17 protein-coding genes are annotated in these 16,873 nt (G+C 62.6%); 15 read left to right on the forward strand and 2 right to left on the reverse strand.

The genetic code is table 11. The features are described 5' to 3' along the window. Positions 1–15: 15 nt before the first annotated feature. The 9 genes from LN996_RS05205 to LN996_RS05245 all read left to right on the forward strand — a co-directional run bounded on the left by LN996_RS05205 (position 16) and on the right by LN996_RS05245 (position 9,709). Positions 16–1,005 (forward strand): GDSL-type esterase/lipase family protein, encoded by a 990-nt coding sequence (locus LN996_RS05205; RefSeq protein WP_231339155.1) that lies wholly within the window; start codon positions 16–18, stop codon positions 1,003–1,005. Between the two features lie 56 nt (positions 1,006–1,061). Continuing rightward, entirely contained in the window at positions 1,062–1,427 is a 366-nt protein-coding gene (locus LN996_RS05210; protein WP_231339156.1) for a hypothetical protein, read from the forward strand. 18 nt (positions 1,428–1,445) lie between these two features. Further along, on the forward strand, positions 1,446–2,345 hold the full coding sequence (locus LN996_RS05215) for a carbon-nitrogen hydrolase family protein (protein WP_231339245.1): 900 nt from the start codon (positions 1,446–1,448) through the stop codon (positions 2,343–2,345). Positions 2,346–2,403: 58 nt separating this feature from the next. Continuing rightward, a complete protein-coding gene (dapA, locus tag LN996_RS05220; protein WP_231339157.1) occupies positions 2,404–3,315 on the forward strand; it encodes a 4-hydroxy-tetrahydrodipicolinate synthase in 912 nt (303 codons plus the stop codon). A gap of 27 nt (positions 3,316–3,342) precedes the next feature. Next, positions 3,343–5,034: a ribonuclease J gene (locus LN996_RS05225; protein WP_231339158.1), complete on the forward strand. Its 1,692-nt coding sequence runs from the start codon at positions 3,343–3,345 to the stop codon at positions 5,032–5,034. Positions 5,035–5,109: 75 nt separating this feature from the next. Further along, entirely contained in the window at positions 5,110–7,995 is a 2,886-nt protein-coding gene (locus tag LN996_RS05230) for a DNA translocase FtsK (protein ID WP_231339159.1), read from the forward strand. Between the two features lie 39 nt (positions 7,996–8,034). Continuing rightward, the gene (pgsA, locus tag LN996_RS05235) at positions 8,035–8,637 is read left to right on the forward strand and encodes a CDP-diacylglycerol--glycerol-3-phosphate 3-phosphatidyltransferase (RefSeq protein WP_231339160.1); all 603 of its coding nucleotides are present in this window, start codon (positions 8,035–8,037) and stop codon (positions 8,635–8,637) included. Beyond that, positions 8,634–9,137 carry a CinA family protein gene (locus LN996_RS05240; protein ID WP_231339161.1) on the forward strand — a complete coding sequence of 168 codons (504 nt, stop codon included), beginning with the start codon at positions 8,634–8,636 and terminating at the stop codon, positions 9,135–9,137. Before pgsA ends, LN996_RS05240 begins: the two co-directional genes overlap by 4 nt. Positions 9,138–9,274: 137 nt before the next feature. Further along, the gene (locus LN996_RS05245; RefSeq protein ID WP_014921288.1) at positions 9,275–9,709 is read left to right on the forward strand and encodes a helix-turn-helix domain-containing protein; all 435 of its coding nucleotides are present in this window, start codon (positions 9,275–9,277) and stop codon (positions 9,707–9,709) included. Positions 9,710–9,773: 64 nt separating this feature from the next. On the opposite strand, the gene LN996_RS05250 is transcribed toward LN996_RS05245, so the two are convergent. Beyond that, a complete protein-coding gene (locus LN996_RS05250) occupies positions 9,774–10,343 on the reverse strand; it encodes a MarR family winged helix-turn-helix transcriptional regulator (RefSeq protein WP_231339162.1) in 570 nt (189 codons plus the stop codon). Positions 10,344–10,411: 68 nt separating this feature from the next. On the opposite strand from LN996_RS05250, the gene LN996_RS05255 reads away from it, so the two are divergent. The 6 genes from LN996_RS05255 (at position 10,412) to dapF (ending at position 15,910) form a co-directional block, all read left to right on the forward strand. Further along, complete coding sequence (locus tag LN996_RS05255; RefSeq protein WP_231339247.1) at positions 10,412–10,609, forward strand: DUF3046 domain-containing protein; 198 nt, start codon at positions 10,412–10,414, stop codon at positions 10,607–10,609. A gap of 247 nt (positions 10,610–10,856) precedes the next feature. Continuing rightward, on the forward strand, positions 10,857–11,897 hold the full coding sequence (gene recA, locus LN996_RS05260; protein WP_090822488.1) for a recombinase RecA: 1,041 nt from the start codon (positions 10,857–10,859) through the stop codon (positions 11,895–11,897). Further along, positions 11,887–12,429 carry a regulatory protein RecX gene (locus LN996_RS05265; RefSeq protein ID WP_231339163.1) on the forward strand — a complete coding sequence of 181 codons (543 nt, stop codon included), beginning with the start codon at positions 11,887–11,889 and terminating at the stop codon, positions 12,427–12,429. The genes recA and LN996_RS05265 overlap by 11 nt, the downstream gene beginning before the upstream one ends. Beyond that, a complete protein-coding gene (gene miaB / locus LN996_RS05270) occupies positions 12,429–13,958 on the forward strand; it encodes a tRNA (N6-isopentenyl adenosine(37)-C2)-methylthiotransferase MiaB (RefSeq protein ID WP_231339164.1) in 1,530 nt (509 codons plus the stop codon). Before LN996_RS05265 ends, miaB begins: the two co-directional genes overlap by 1 nt. A 19-nt stretch (positions 13,959–13,977) precedes the next feature. Next, complete coding sequence (gene miaA / locus LN996_RS05275; protein ID WP_231339165.1) at positions 13,978–14,895, forward strand: tRNA (adenosine(37)-N6)-dimethylallyltransferase MiaA; 918 nt, start codon at positions 13,978–13,980, stop codon at positions 14,893–14,895. Positions 14,896–14,941: 46 nt separating this feature from the next. Beyond that, positions 14,942–15,910 carry a diaminopimelate epimerase gene (gene dapF, locus LN996_RS05280; RefSeq protein WP_231339166.1) on the forward strand — a complete coding sequence of 323 codons (969 nt, stop codon included), beginning with the start codon at positions 14,942–14,944 and terminating at the stop codon, positions 15,908–15,910. Here dapF and LN996_RS05285 read toward each other — a convergent pair. After that, complete coding sequence (locus LN996_RS05285) at positions 15,891–16,505, reverse strand: class I SAM-dependent methyltransferase (protein WP_231339167.1); 615 nt, start codon at positions 16,503–16,505, stop codon at positions 15,891–15,893. The genes dapF and LN996_RS05285 overlap by 20 nt on opposite strands. Positions 16,506–16,873: the final 368 nt, after the last annotated feature.

Raw genomic sequence — 16,873 nt, forward strand, 5'->3', positions numbered from 1 at the left:
GTAGAGTCCTATGGCATGGAATCCGTCAACGCCCAATGGGCTGGAGCCTTCACGATCGTCCACGACGCCGACGGCTGGCACCAGTTCCGGCGCCTTGACGGTGCCCTGTTCATGCCCCCGGCCACGGATGGCTTGGAAGAGCGGGCCAGGATGTGCGCCGGAATATATGCGACATGGACGGCGACGTCCGGGCATCTGGTGATAGAAGCCGAAGGTCCGGAAGATGGGTCCCCGTTCGACGTCCTGGTGAACGGCGTCCTTCGCCACCGCGTGCCCAGCGCGGGCCGCGTCAGCCACGATCTCGATCTGGGTGCCCTGCCTCCGCAATCAACTGTTCAACTGTGGTTGCCACAGTACGGTTTCCTGAGGGTGCTGGAGGTTTCGCTGAAAGGCGAGGACGTGAAGGTTACCGCGGAAACCGGCAAACGGTGGATCGCCTATGGCAGTTCCATCACCCAATGCAGGCAGGCCGACGGGCCCTCCGAAGCATGGCCAGCGCTGGTTGCAAGACAGTACGGCTGGCAGTTGCAGTCACTCGGATTTGGCGGCGAATGCCAACTGGACCCAGCAGCTGAGAGCACCATCGGCCAACTTCCCGCTGACTTCATTTCCTTGTGCCTGGGCATCAACACCTACAACGTAGCCGCATTTTCGGGACGGACTTTCGCCAGCCAGGTCCTGGGTTTCCTCAGCAACATCCGACGGGCACACCCCGGCGTTCCCATCGCTGTTATCTCTCCCGTTTTGTCCCTTCCACGGGAGGACATGCCCAATGCGGCCGGGTGGACGCTCGCCGACTACAGGAGGGCACTTACAGGCGTGGTCCGGGCAATCCGCGAACGCGGCGACATCCGCATCCATCTGGTGAATGGCGAGGAAGTGTTCACTCCGGAGGAGGCTGCCGCACTGATGCCCGACACATTGCACCCGAACAACGACGGATACCGACTCATGGCCAGCAGGTTGGGTCCACAGTTGGCGGCCGTCGCCAACGCGAACAACTGACCGCGCCCGGCGTCCAAGGCCTTGTCTTCGAATATATGTTCGAATAACATGGCAGGATGAACGATGTTCCCAAGCCACCCGAAGGCCTTGCCGGCCCCATGAAAGCGATGAGCCCCGGCGTGGTCGACTTCCTGTTCAGGCAACTCGTGGCGGGAGAACCTCCCGAAGACACCCAGTGGCGCCGTGAAGGAACAGTCCTGGCCGAGCAACCGCCGGGGCCTGAGTTGGCCCGCAGGCTATCGGAGGCTGACGTGGATTCACTGACGCCGCTGGAGCTGTTCGAATATGTCCGCGCTTCGCAGCGTTTGGTGGCCTGGGCAGAGCAACTCAAGGATCGGGCCGTCGCAACGTATTGCTCAGAGCAGCCTGCGCGGACGCCCGGGATCCCCTTGCCTGATGGAAATCGGGCTGCAGCGGAATAAGCTGGCCGGGTGACCCTGATGCCCCCGCAAGCCCCCATGCACCTGCCGGCCCAGCACCTGGATAGTTCGCCATCTGAAGCCATGCCAGTTGAGACCAAGCCCCGTCCAGGCGAAGAGCCCTCGGCAGCGGCAACATTACGGGCCGCCGTCGTTCAATATGAGGCGTTGCTGCCGGGTGTCGGGGGAGAAGCGGTGGAGGCAAACGTTGCCGCCCACGTGGCGCTAGTGGAGCAAGCCCATGCCCGCGGCGCGCGGTTGGTTCTCTTTCCCGAACTCTCACTGACGGGTTATGAGCTGGGCGTGTTGGAGGGGACAGGTCCCTCTGGTCGGCCATCACCGTGGCTGAGCGACGGTGATACGAGGCTCCAGCCCCTCCGGGACGTCTGTGCCCGCACGCAAACCACTGCCATTATCGGAGCAGCCTGGCGGGACGCCGACCAGACTCCCCGGCTGGCTTCGCTCATCATTGGCCCGGACGGTACCGTCAAAGCCGTCTTCAAGACGCACTTGCATGGGGCAGAGCGTGAGCTGTTTGTGCGGGGAAGCGGCCCGGGAATTGTCGATATTGACGGGTGGCGGGTGGCGCTCGCTGTTTGCGCCGATGCGGCTTATCCGACCCACGCCGGGGCCGCAGCTGAGGCGAAGGCGGACGTGTATGCAGTGTCTGCCCTGTACTCGAGCGGTGATGAACTTCGTCTCGGCCTCCATATGGGCGCCCGTTCCATGGACCACAGGATGTTCGGTTTGCTGGCCAACCTTGGCGGGCAAACCCCGTTGGGTACCTCTTGTGGGCTCAGCGGGGCGTGGGGTCCGGACGGTGCGGCCCTGGCCCAGGCGGCCGGCACTGGAACGGAGGTCGCCGTGGTGGCATTGGACCGGTCCCGCCTCCACGCCTACAGGTCCGGCGGCGAAGCATGAGGACCATCACGCGGAACCCATTCTTGTAACAAGCCCGTGACAGGGTAACGTTTTTCTTATGTCTGACTCGCGCGCCCACAGTCCCGCCCTTGGTACCCTCCTGACCGCCATGGTCACCCCGTTCACCGAGGACGGCAAGGTTGACTATGAGCAAGCAGCCGCACTGGCAGAGAAGCTCGTCCAGGACGGTTGCGACGGACTCGTGGTCACGGGGACCACTGGCGAGACCTCAACGCTCACGGACGATGAGAACCTTGGCATGTTCCGGGCGGTCAAAGAAGCCGTCGGCGGCAAGGCTGCCATTATTGCCGGAACGGGCACCAATGACACTGCCCACTCCGTCCACCTGTCCCAGCGCGCAGCAGAGGTAGGTGTCGACGGCCTCCTGATCGTCACCCCTTACTACAACAAACCAAGCCAGGCCGGCGTCCGCGCGCACTTCGAGACGATTGCCTCCTCAACGGACCTGCCCGTCATGGTGTACGACATCCCGGGCCGTTCCTCCATTGCGATTGCTCCCGAAACCATGATCGGCCTGGCCAAGCACCAGAACATCGTGGCAGTTAAGGACGCCAAGGCAGATTTCGCCGCCGCGACACGTGTCATGGCTGAGACGGACCTGCTCTTCTACTCCGGCGATGACGGATTGACCCTTCAGTGGATGGCGCTGGGCGCCGTCGGCCTGGTGGGCGTCACTACCCACGTGGCCACGCGTCGCTTCCGTGACCTGATCGACGCCGTGAACGCCAGCGACCTCGCTACGGCGAGGACCATCAACTTTGAACTGGAACCGGTGGTTCGTGGAACCATGACGCGGGTCCAGGGCGCAGTAGCCGCCAAACAGATTCTCAAGTGGCAGGGAGTCCTGCCCAACTCGGTTGTCCGTTTGCCCCTCGTGGAGCCGGACGCGGCCGAGATCGAAATCATCCGCGGGGATTTGGCGGAAGCCGGAATGGACTTCAACGTCTAGGCCGGTACCGCCGGAAAGTAGCACAATATGACCCAAACCGCCCTTCCCGGACTGGTTACGCCGCCGAAACTGCCGAAAGGCACACTGCGGATTGTTCCGCTCGGTGGCCTGGGAGAGATCGGCCGCAACATGGCGGTCTTTGAAATCGACGGCAAATTGCTGGTCGTTGACTGTGGCGTACTCTTCCCCGAAGAGACCCAGCCGGGCGTCGACCTGATCCTGCCCGATTTCTCGTACATCGAGGACCGCCTCCAGGATGTAGTAGGCGTCGTGCTGACACACGGTCACGAGGACCACATCGGTGCCGTTCCTTACCTGTTGCGTCTCAAAGCCGATATTCCCCTGATCGGATCACAGCTCACCCTGGCCTTGGTGGAAGCAAAGCTCCAGGAACACCGGATCAAGCCGTATACCCTGACCGTTACTGAGGGCCAGGTGGAGCAGTTTGGCCCGTTCGAGTGCGAATTCATAGCCGTCAACCACTCCATCCCGGATGCGTTGGCAGTCTTCATCCGGACGGAGGGCGGCACGGTACTCCACACTGGCGACTTCAAGATGGACCAGTTGCCGCTGGATGGCCGCATCACGGACCTCCGGCACTTCGCGCGACTGGGTGAAGAGGGCGTGGACCTTTTCATGGCCGATTCCACCAACGCTGATGTTCCAGGTTTCACCACGGCAGAGAGGGAAATCGGTCCAACATTGGACCGGCTGTTTGGGCAGGCCAAGAAGCGCATCATCGTGGCTTCCTTCTCCTCCCACGTTCACCGGGTCCAGCAAGTCCTTGACGCCGCAGCCAAGCACGGCCGCAAGGTTGCCTTCGTGGGCCGGTCCATGGTGCGCAACATGGCCATCGCGGCCAAGCTGGGGTACCTCGACGTGCCGGACGGCATCCTGGTGGACATCAAGAACATCGACAACATGCCGGACGACCGTGTGGTCCTCATGTCCACTGGTTCCCAGGGCGAGCCCATGGCTGCCCTTTCGCGGATGGCCAACGGCGACCACCGGGTGGTAGTTGGACAGGGTGACACCGTCATCCTGGCCTCCAGCTTGATCCCCGGCAACGAGAACGCCGTATTCCGCATCATCAACGGCCTCCTCAAGCTGGGCGCAGACGTGATTCACAAGGGCACTGCGAAGGTTCACGTGTCCGGACACGCAGCGGCTGGCGAGCTGCTGTACTGCTACAACATCCTCGAGCCCCTGAACGCGATGCCTGTGCATGGCGAAACCCGCCACCTGATCGCCAACGGCAACATCGCGCTGGAATCCGGTGTGCCGTCCGATGGCATCATCCTCAGCGACAACGGCACAGTAATCGACCTCAAGGACCACAAGGCCAACATTGTTGGGCAGGTGGAGGTTGGATTCGTGTACGTCGACGGTTCAAGCGTGGGCGAAATCACCGACGCCGACCTCAAGGACCGCCGCATCCTGGGCGATGAGGGCTTCATTTCCATCATCACGGTCATCAACCGCACCACCGGCAAGATCGTGTCCGGACCGGAAATCCATGCCCGTGGCGTGGCGGAGGACGACTCTGTCTTCGATGAGATCATTCCCAAGATCAACGCCGCGCTGGAAGAAGCCGTGCTGAATCACGCAGACCACACCAACCATCAGTTGCAGCAGGTGGTGCGCCGGATCATCGGCACGTGGGTCAACCGCAAGCTCCGCCGCCGCCCCATGATCATCCCGGTGGTCCTGGAGGCGTAGCCCGCAAGCAACATGCATTCCCAAGGGGGCCTGAAATCCGCGGATTTCAGGCCCCCTTGCGGTACCGTGGCACGTATGGCGACCCGTACTACCTCCACGCCACGAGGCAGCTCCAGCAGTAAATCCGGCGGCACAGGCCGGGGCGGAGCTGCATCCAAAAGCAGCGCAGCCGCAGCCAGGAACGGCCGGGGAAGCACTGCCCGCGCCAAGCAAGCAGCCGCCGTCGAACCCCAGGCTCCGCTGCCATTGCGCATGCTTTCGGGTTTCTGGCAGGGCATAGGCCACGTGGTCGGTGCCGGGGTGCGGCGCATCGGTTACGACGTGAGCGACCTCGACCCAGCGGATCGCCGCGACGGCGCAGCCCTTTTCAACCTGGTACTTGGGATCACGATCGCCACCTTCGCCTGGTGGGGCCTCACGGGCTGGCTCCCGGACATCGTCTTCAGTGTGGTCAACGGAACGTTTGGCTGGATGTCCCTGATTCTGCCGTTCATGCTTTTTGTCTGCGCCTTCCGCTTGTTCCGGAAGCCCCAGGATGGCCGGGGAAATAACCGCGTAGGCATCGGCTTCATGATCATGACCCTGGCCGGTTCCGGCCTGGCCCACGTCATTGGTGGCCTGCCCACAGTGGCGGATGGATTCGACGGCCTCCGCCGGGCAGGCGGCATGCTGGGCTTCCTCGCCGCAGCGCCCTTGGCTGCAATCCACGTCGCTGTTCCGGTGGTCCTCTACAGCCTGTTGGCATTTGTCTCCTTCCTCATCGTCACTGCCACCCCGTTCGGCGCCATTCCCGCCCGGATCCGGGGCGCGTATGAGCACCTCATGGGCGTTGATCTTTTGGACGAGTCCGGCAAGGACGCCCATGACCGGAGCTACCTCTACGAGAATGACGGGACCGCCAAGCCCAAGAAGAAGAAGCGCATGCGCCTCTTCGGCAAGGACGAGGAACCCGACGCCGGCCTGGAAGGCTACGTCGGCGACGAGGCTTTCGAGCATGCAATAGTCGACGACGACGAAGATACCGGCGCGTCCGCGCCGCGGGTTCCGCCGGGCGTACGGCGCCCTACCCAGGCGGAGATCGCCGTCGGGAAAATCAAGGCCGCCCAAGGCCTTGGAGCTGCCCAGGGCCTTGGAGCTGCCCCCGGCATCGACAACCCCACCGAGGCTATCCCTGTCATCACTCCGGAAATGATGGCACCTGCGCCCACTATCGCCCAGGTCCCCGCGAAGCCGGCCGGCGCGCCGCTCCCGCAGGCTCCGATTCCGCAGCGCACGGAGCAGCTGTCACTCGCCGGGGATGTCACGTACACCCTTCCGGCCTCTGATTATCTGACGCCCGGCTCCATTCCGAAGGAGCGCACGGAAGCGAATGACGCCGTCGTCGCCGCCCTGACGGACACTCTCACCCAGTTCAACGTGGATGCCGCAGTGACTGGCTTCAGCCGTGGTCCTACGGTGACCCGCTATGAGATCGAGCTGTCTCCGGGCACCAAAGTGGAGCGTGTTACTGCTCTGTCCAAGAACATTTCCTACGCTGTCGCCTCGAGTGATGTCCGTATCCTGAGCCCCATTCCCGGCAAGTCCGCCATCGGTATCGAGATTCCCAACACGGACCGCGAAACGGTCTCGTTGGGCGATGTTCTGCGCAGCCAGAATGCCCGCCGGACGGACCACCCCATGGTCATGGGAGTCGGCAAGGACGTCGAGGGCGGCTACGTGGTGGCCAACCTTGCCAAGATGCCCCACTTGCTCGTGGCCGGTGCCACCGGCGCTGGTAAGTCGAGCTTCGTGAACTCCATGATTACCTCCATCCTGATGCGCGCCACCCCGGACGAGGTGCGCATGGTCATGGTGGACCCCAAGCGCGTGGAACTCACGGCCTACGAGGGTGTCCCGCACTTGATCACGCCCATCATCACCAACCCCAAGAAGGCCGCGGAGGCCTTGCAATGGGTGGTTCGTGAGATGGATGCCCGCTACGACGACCTCGCCAACTACGGTTACAAGCACATCGACGATTTCAACAAGGCAGTCCGTGCGGGCAAGGTGGTGCCGCCAGTGGACTCCAAGCGGATCATCAAGCCCTACCCGTACCTGCTGGTGATCGTGGACGAGCTCGCCGACCTTATGATGGTGGCCCCGCGCGACGTCGAAGACTCGATCGTCCGCATTACCCAGCTTGCCCGTGCCGCCGGTATCCACCTCGTCCTGGCAACCCAGCGCCCGTCCGTGGATGTTGTCACGGGCCTGATCAAGGCGAATGTGCCGTCCCGTATGGCCTTTGCGACCTCGTCCGTGACAGACTCCCGCGTCGTGCTGGACCAGCCGGGCGCAGAGAAGCTCATCGGCCAGGGTGACGCGTTGTTCCTGCCGATGGGCGCCTCGAAGGCAATGCGTGTCCAGGGTGCCTGGGTCACGGAATCAGAGATCCATAAAGTTGTGGAACACGTCAAGGGACAGCTTCAAGCTGTGTACCGGGACGACGTCGCTGCCGAAGCCCCGAAGAAGCAGATCGACGACGACATCGGAGACGACCTTGAGGTCCTGCTGCAGGCGACCGAGCTTGTGGTCACCACGCAGTTCGGATCAACGTCGATGCTCCAGCGCAAGCTCCGTGTGGGCTTCGCGAAGGCCGGACGCCTCATGGACCTCCTCGAATCCCGTGGCGTCGTGGGCCCCTCCGAAGGATCCAAGGCCCGCGACGTTCTGGTCAAACCCGACGACCTCGCGGCCGTTCTGGCAGCGATGAAGGGCCAGGAGTCACCAGCTGCGCCTGACGCCCACACAGCGGCCTTGAGCGACAACGCGAACTCGAACATCGCCGTCGGCGGTTACGCTGAGGATTTGGTCCAGGCGGACCTGGACAACCGGACGCAGGCCGTTGAGTACTACGACGGCGCTGACGGCCCCGATGACGACGATGAAGGCGGCGAAGACGCCTGGTCGCTCACGGGGCGGTAACTCAAAAGGCGGACGCCCCAAAGACGGTAGCCTAGAGGAGTGACTACAGCCGAGGGTGATAACGCGACTTCCAGCAGCTCCGATGTCTGGAACCTGCCCAACATCCTCACGATGCTCCGCATCGCCCTGGTCCCCTTTTTCGTCTGGTTCCTGCTGGCGGACAACGGCGAGTACGGGCTCTGGCGCTGGGCCGCCGTGGTGGCCTTTGCGGTAGCCATCTACACGGACAAGCTCGACGGCGACATCGCCCGGGCGCGTGGCCTCATCACGAACTTCGGCAAAATCGCCGATCCCATAGCGGACAAGCTGCTCATTGGTTCCGCCCTGGTGCTGTTGTCCATCCTCGGGGAGCTGCCCTGGTGGGTGACCATCCTCATCCTGGTGCGGGAGTGGGGGATTACCGCACTTCGGTTCGTTGTCATCCGGTACGGCGTTATGCCGGCCTCCCGTGGCGGGAAACTGAAGACCGTGGTCCAGACCGTTGCAATTTTCCTGTACATCCTTCCGCTGAAGGCGATCGCCCCCTGGCTGGGTGACGTCGCCTTCTGGGTCATGATGCTGGCCCTTGGCATCACTCTGTGGACCGGCGTCGAATATGTCATCCAGGCACTCAAGCTCCGCGCGGCGGGACGTCGCGCGTGACGTCCCGTGACGGTGGGGGCGAAACCGCGACGGCGGTCGTCGGCGCCGCGATCGCGAAGAACGTGACGGTGGCCACTGCTGAGTCGCTGACCGCTGGAATGGTGGCCGCTGCACTGGCCAGCACGCCGGGCGCTTCAGGAATGCTTCAGGGCGGCGTAGTCGCGTATCAAAACTCCGTCAAAGCAGGCGTCCTGGGTGTCCCGGAGGAGTTGCTTGCGGTCGTCGGTTCCGTTGACGGTGCCGTTGCGAAGGCCATGGCCGACGGCGCCCGTCGAGCCTGCGCTGCCAACGTGGGGATATCCACTACCGGCGTCGCAGGTCCAGAGTCCCACGATGGCAAAGCGGTGGGAACGGTCTTTGTTGGGATAGCCACCGACTCTGGAACCGAAGCTTTCGAATATGGGTTTTCAGGTGACCGGCAGTCCATCCGGGAGCAGGCCCGGGACGCTGCCTTGGCGCGCCTTCTTGCCGCGCTGACCGACGTTGGTTACCGTTCGTAAAGTAGCCGGGAACAAAAACTGATTGCCAATAGTTGTGTCATTGTGTCGCTTCGGAAGAGCCGGGGCGCCTAGGATGTAGAAACCAACCCGGTCCGCCAGCCAGCGAACCGGATGAACGAGGGAGCAAGGCGATACAGATGGTAAAGCAGCCCGTATCCGTAAACGGCGTTGTCCGCTGGAAGGATGTGGGCTTGGCTGATCAGGCACAGAGCGAACAGAAGGAGCGCAAAATGGTTGTACTACGCCACGAGATCGGTGATGTACTGCGCGATGTCCGCCAGCGTCAGGGCCGTACCCTCCGCGAGGTTTCGCACAGCGCCCGCGTCTCACTTGGATACTTGAGTGAAGTTGAACGCGGCCAGAAGGAGGCTTCTTCCGAGCTCCTGTCTTCTATCTGCACAGCCCTGGATGTTCCGTTGTCCCACATGCTCCGCGAAGTCAGCGACCGCGTGGCCGTTGCCGAAGGCGTGGCCGTACCGGACACCGTTCCGCAGGAATTCTCCCAGCGCTACGGTCGCGACCTGGACCTTACGGACGACTTCCCGCAGGGAATGCTCTCCGGGGCCCGGTAGCCGCTCCACCAGAATTACGACGAAGGTCCCCCGCCAATTGCTGGGGACCGTGGTGGTTTGGATTTTATGAGGGGGCGGTTGGCGCAGGGTACCGGCAATCGCCTGCTGGTTTGTCGTGGGCGTCTGTTTCCGGTTCCTTGACATTGAGCACGCCGTCGCCGTAGATGGCGTTGAGCCTGCCCATGTAGTCGGCAAGCGTCTGAACATCCTCCAGGGGCCATTCGCCCAGCCGTTCGCGGAAGACCTGCCTGCGGGCATCCTGGACCTGGTGCATCTTTTCCTCGCCCTTGTCCGTCAGGCGGATGGACTGGGCCCTGCCGTCCTGCGGGTCCGCTTCCTTGTACACGAGGCCGATGCTTTCCAGGAAGGCGATCTGGCGGCTCACGGACGGCTTGCCTACGCCAATGCACGTGGCGAGGTCCGTAAGCCGGATGGGGCCTTCCCGTCGGATGACGGTAAGCAGCCCGTAGGCGGCCGGTTCCATGTCAGGGTGGACCTGGCGCGACAACTGATGGGATATCGATCGGGCGCGGCGCCAGAGCAGGCTCAGCTGGTGTTCCACCTGCTGGAGGGCGTCATCCACGGCGTCGCCTGGCACGGCCTGATCGGGCGTGCTCGGGAGAGGATTGCTCATGGCAACCATTCTAGAGTCCGGCTCCGTGAGAGACTCTATCCGTGAGGGCAAGTGACTTTTGGCGTTTGATGGACGATGAATTCGGGGCAGGCTATTCCCGTGTCCTGGCTGGCTCCCTGGTACTCGCCGGCGTTGGTGGACGTACTGCCGTGGAGGCGCTGGCCTCCGGTTTCCACCCCCGCGAGGTGTGGTTGGCCGTATGCGAAGTCCAGGACGTACCTCCGGAGCGCAGGTTGGGTCGGGACATCAAGCCGGCCTCGAGCTGAGATCGGAACCCCCGCGGCGGTGGGGACACGCCGGGCCGTTGTTCGAATATCTGTTCGGATGGGGATATGCTCCTGTGAGAGGAAAATTGATCCTGAAGGCCGCTTATCCGGGCATCCGGAATGCCCGGTTGTCCACATAGCCGGAGTCGGCTTGGAAAAATGTCAGTGCAGCGTAATAGCGTCTGACAAGACAGGAAAGCGGCCCTTCGGGCCACTCCACAGCGAGAAAGCATCAGAGGTGTGAACCATGGCGGCAACCCCGGATCGTGAGAAGGCGCTCGAAGCAGCGCTTGCCCAGATCGACAAGCAGTTCGGCAAAGGCTCCATCATGCGCCTGGGTGATGACACCCGCGCTCCTATCGAGGTCATCCCTACCGGCTCCATTGCACTGGATGTCGCCCTTGGCATTGGCGGCCTGCCTCGCGGCCGCGTCGTGGAAATCTATGGCCCGGAATCATCGGGTAAGACCACTGTTGCGCTGCACGCTGTAGCCAACGCCCAGCGAGCCGGTGGCATCGCGGCCTTCATTGACGCCGAACACGCCCTTGACCCGGACTACGCTGCCAAGCTTGGCGTGGACACCGACGCACTCCTGGTCTCCCAGCCGGATACCGGTGAGCAGGCGCTGGAAATCATGGACATGCTGGTGGGCTCAGGCTCGCTAGACATCGTGGTCATTGACTCCGTGGCAGCATTGGTTCCCCGCGCCGAAATCGAAGGCGAAATGGGCGACTCCCACGTTGGTCTCCAAGCCCGTCTCATGAGCCAGGCCTTGCGTAAGATCACGGGCCGCCTGAGCCAGACCAAGACCACCGCAATCTTTATCAACCAGCTGCGTGAAAAGATCGGTGTCTTCTTCGGATCCCCGGAAACCACCACGGGTGGTAAGGCGCTGAAGTTCTACGCCTCCGTGCGCATCGACGTTCGCCGCATCCAGACATTGAAGGAAGGTGCGGATTCCGTCGGTAACCGCACCAAGGCAAAGATCGTCAAAAACAAAATGGCTCCGCCGTTCAAAATCGCCGAGTTCGATATCATCTACGGCCAGGGCATCTCCCGTGAGGGCGGCATCATTGACATGGGTGTCGAGCATGGCATCATCAAGAAGTCCGGCTCGTGGTTCACGTACGACGGCGATCAGCTGGGCCAGGGCATGGAGAACTCGCGGCGGTTCCTGCGGGACAACCCTGAGCTTGCCCAGGAGCTGGAGCGCCTGATCAAGGAAAAGCTTGGCGTTGGGGTCAAGCCGGAGGAAGACTCCCCGAAGCTGAAGGCCGTTGACGGTTAGGAGAGGGCCGGATCCGGATTCGTCCGTATCCGCCGATCCCGAGCCTGACCCCGAATCCGTGGCGCGTGCCATCGTCCTGAGGCAATTGACGATGGCGCCGCGGAGCCGGCTGCAGCTGGCCCGCAAACTCGCAGAACGAAATGTTCCCCAGGATGTTGCCGAAGCGGTCTTGGACCGGTTCGAAGAGGTCCAGCTGATCGATGATGCAGAGTTCGCCAGGATGTGGGTCCGGAGTCGTTCGCAAAGCAAGAAACTTGCCAAGGGCGCACTTCGTCGCGAGTTGGCTGATAAGGGTATTGAACTGGATGCGGCCGAAGAGGCCCTGTCGCAGCTCAGCGATCAAGACGAGGAACTGGCCGCACGCGAGCTTGTTGAGCGCAAGCTGCGGCCAGGCGTCGACCTGGCGGATCGTGCGGAGCGGGACAAATACACGCGCCGGCTGGCATCCATGTTGGCACGCAAGGGCTACGCCCCGTCCGTGGCCTTCAGAATCGTCGGTGAGGTGCTGGCAGAAGCCGGTACCCTTGAGTAGTGAGTTTGACCATTCCCTCCCCAGCAGCTGCCACCACTCCTTCGGATAAGCCCAGGACCTATCAGGTCCGCACTTTCGGCTGCCAAATGAACGTCCATGATTCAGAGCGCATGGCGGGACTCCTGGAGGACGCGGGCTACGTGCCCGCCGAGGGTGAGCCCGCTGACGTGGTGGTTTTCAACACCTGCGCTGTTCGGGAAAACGCGGACAATAAACTCTACGGAAACCTCGGCCAACTGAGGCAGGTCAAAGCGGAAAACCCGGGCATGCAGATCGCTGTCGGTGGTTGCCTGGCCCAAAAGGACAGGGAAACCATAGTCAAGAAGGCGCCGTGGGTTGACGCCGTGTTCGGAACCCACAACGTCGGCGCGCTGCCGGCCTTGCTGAAGCGTGCCCGCCACAACAACGAGGCACAACTTGAGATCCTCGAGTCACTGGATGTCTTCCCCTCAACCCTTCCCACGAAGCGCGACTCCGTTTACTCGGGGTGGGTTTCCATCTCCGTGGGTTGCAACAACACCTGCACGTTCTGCATAGTGCCCTCTCTCCGCGGCAAGGAAAAGGACCGCCGTCCAGGGGAGATCCTCGCCGAAATACAGGCCCTGGTGGACGACGGGGCTGTGGAAGTGACCCTGCTGGGTCAGAACGTGAACTCCTATGGCGTGGAATTCGGCGACCGTGAGGCGTTCTCGAAACTCCTGCGCGCCTGCGGTGCGATCGAAGGTCTGGAGCGCGTCCGCTTCACCAGCCCGCACCCGGCCGCATTCACCGACGACGTTATCGATGCCATGGCTGAGACGTCCAACGTGATGCCGCAGCTGCATATGCCGTTGCAGTCCGGTTCGGACAAGGTCCTCAAGGACATGCGGCGTTCTTACCGGTCCAGCCGGTTCCTCGGGATCCTGGACAAGGTCCGTGAGCGGATTCCGAACGCAGCCATCACCACGGACATCATTGTCGGGTTCCCCGGTGAAACAGAGGAGGATTTCCAAGCGACCCTTGATGTCGTGGAGAAGTCCCGTTTCGCCTCGGCCTTCACGTTCCAGTACTCCAAACGTCCCGGAACGCCGGCCGCGGACCTGCCTGAGCAGCTCCCCAAAGCCGTCGTACAAGAGCGCTTTGAACGGTTGACTGCGCTCCAGGACCGTATCGCCGCAGAGGAGAACGCCAAGCAGCTGGGGCGTACGGTTGAAATCCTTGTGACCGCCCAATCGGGGCGAAAAGCCGGGGAAACCCATCGGCTGTCCGGTCGGTCCAAGGACCAGCGACTGGTCCACTTCTCCGTGCCGGCCGGGGCTGAGGCTCCCCGTCCGGGCGACTTCGTCACAGTCACCGTCACAGAGGCAGCCGCCTTCCACCTTGTCGCGGATCCTGCCAGTACAGAGGAATATCTTTTGCGGCGTTCCCGCGCTGGTGATGCGTGGGATCGTTCCCAGGCTGATTCCTGTGGGGTCCCAACCCCGGGATCGCCCTCCGGCAAGGCCGGGGTGTCCTTGGGCATGCCGGCGCTGCCGGTTCGCCGAGCCTAGCTGCGGACCTCCGGATCACATGTCGGATTTCCCTCAGGAAACACCCCAGCCTGTCATTGCTGTCATAGGACCCACCGGTTCCGGCAAATCAGATCTGGGCGTCAACCTCGCGTTGGCCCTGGACGGTGAAGTCATCAACGCCGATGCCTTGCAGTTCTACCGGGGCATGGATATTGGCACGGCCAAGATCACCGTGGCGGAGCGCAAGGGCGTACCTCACCATTTGCTGGACACCATGGACGTCACACAGGAAGCCAGCGTGGCCGGCTTCCAAGAGGAATGCCGCGCTGCCATCGAGGACATCCACTCGCGGGGGAAACGCGCCATCGTGGTGGGGGGCTCTGGACTGTATGTCCGGGCAGCCTTGGACGTCCTGGAGTTTCCCGGCACTGATCCGATGATTCGAAGGGCGCTTGAAGAGGAGTGTGAAGTGCGCGGGCTCGCACCGCTGCGCGCCCGCCTGGAAGACGTCGATCCCGTGTCCGCGGCCCGCCTTGGAGACGCCCGTCGAGTGATCCGTGCATTGGAAGTGCACCAGTTCACTGGGCGTCCCTTCAGTTCGTTCATGCCGCAGCGGGAGTATTTCCAGCCTGCCCTGCAGATCGGCCTGGCCGTGGACAGGGACGTACTCCGGGAGCGGCTGGCCACGCGGGTTCATCGGATGGTGGAGGCCGGCCTCCTGGATGAGGTTGAACGCCTCGATGCTGCCGGACTGCGGATGGGCAAGACCGCCTCCCGTGCTTTGGGTTACGCGCAGTTCCTGAGGGTTCTGGATGGCGAAAGTGACGTCACGGCTGCGGCGGAGGAAACCATCGTGGCCACCAGGCAGTTCGCCAGACGCCAGTTGACGTGGTTCCGGGCAGATCCCCGCATCACCTGGATCGACTGGCAGGATCCCGGCTTGGTGGCCAAGGCTGTGGCAGCTGCCACGCAGTAGCCTGGGCAATTTCTGGCCGAACATGCGTGGAAGGTAGCCTAGTCCCATGGATGAAACCGTCGCAGTTCCCGCCCCGCAGTCCGATACTGCCGGTGCTCCCGTAACCGCTTCCAGCCTTACCGGTCTTGGGTTTTCCAAGGGCCACGGAACGGGCAACGACTTCGTCCTGATTGCCGACCCCGGAGACGCGCACGAGATCACTCCCGAGCAGGTTGCACAGCTGTGCGATCGGCATGTGGGGATTGGTGGAGACGGCCTTATCCGCGCCGTCCCGTCACGTTTTCTCCCTGAGGGCCGGGACCTGCTTGAGAAGGATCCGGACGCCGAATGGTTCATGGATTACCGAAACGGCGACGGTTCCCTCTCGGAGATGTGCGGTAACGGCGTTCGTGTCTTTGTCCACTTCCTCATTGCCGAGAAATTGGTGGACCTGGGTCCGGGCGAAACTTTGACCATCGGAACACGCGGCGGCATCAAGAAAGTGGTTCGCACCGCCAACGGCTATGCCGTGGATATGGGCCCGTGGGAGTTCATCTTCCCGCAGGAAGCCACCAGCAAGGCCATGGATGCCCTGGTCAGCGCTGAAGGGCTGGAAGTGGCAAGGCCAGGCCTCTCAGTCAGCATGGGCAATCCACATACCGTGGTTGCCCTTGCGGAGATCAGCGAGCTTTCGGCCACGCAACTGTTCAAAGCGCCGGTGGTTGATCCCAAGCCGGCCAACGGAACGAACGTCGAGTTTGTTGTTCCTGCAGAGCCGCTGGTTGAAGAGGGCGTGGGCACCATCACCATGCGAGTCCATGAGCGTGGCGTGGGGGAGACCCAGTCATGCGGTACCGGTGCCTGTGCCGCCGCGGTCGCCATCCGTCACTGGGCCGGCAATACGGCGCCGAACGATTGGCACGTCAAGGTTCCCGGCGGCGTCGTTGACGTTAAGTTCTTCCCCGGCGCGGGCGGTCGCGAGCACGTAGAGCTCAGCGGCCCTGCCGTCATCGTGGCTACTGGGACGCTTTCCTGACCCGAATAATCCTGAAAGACTTGGACGTACTCTCGCGCGAAACCGTGTAAGTGCTGTCCAGTTCACCGGCGAGCCACCGCTGGAGGGAATCGGAGCCAAGGTTCTTTTGAACCACCAGCCATGCATTGCCTCCTGGGGCAAGGCGGGGAATCCACTTCAGCAAGAGCGAGTGAAGTTCATCTTTGCCGATTCGGATGGGCGGGTTGGACCAGATCGTGTCGAATTCGACGCCGGCGTCCACCTCGTCGGGGAGGCTCGCCGTCACGTTGGTCAAGCCCAGGGCCGCGGCGTTCTCGTTGGTCAGCGTGACGCACCGTTCGTTGACGTCCACCGCGTGCACCTTGGCATGGGGTGCCATCAAGCCCAACGTCAAGGCGATGGGACCCCAGCCACAGCCGATGTCCAAGAGGTTTCCCTGCGGCGAAGGCGGCGGAACTTCCGAGAAGAGTATCGCGGTACCTTTGTCGACGCCGTCGGGGCTGAAGATGCCGGAGGAGGTCTGCAACTGGCGCGTGGCTCCAGCGAGTTCCACCGTGAGGGGCTTTCTGGTGAAAGGTCCGGCTGGTTGGGCGGTGAAATAGTGTGCAGACTCCATAATTTGCCAGATTAGTTGGCTAACGGCGCCATGGGAAACTGCCCCGGCCAAGGGGTGGTTTGACACCGGGTGATAATGTGGAACGCATGTTCTTGATCTTCGAGTAAATAGCCGAAACCCGCCTGGTTCATCAGGCGGAGCACGGCACCGCCCGCGATGCAGGCCCGCCTTGGCCATCAGCCAAGCACGGGTCTTTCCGCCAGGCAGGTCCTACCGGCACAATCCGTTGGCTTTTTCCCGTCACGGACTCCTTGAAGATCCCACTATCCAGTCAGCTTCCTGATCCGCCAACCATTGCGGTTGCACGGTCGAGGCGGGCAGTGTGCAGTCTCCAGGTCGCCAGGAACCTCTGCGCGGATCCAACCACG

Source organism: Arthrobacter sp. AK01 (assembly GCF_021109375.1).
Lineage (GTDB): Bacteria > Actinomycetota > Actinomycetes > Actinomycetales > Micrococcaceae > Arthrobacter.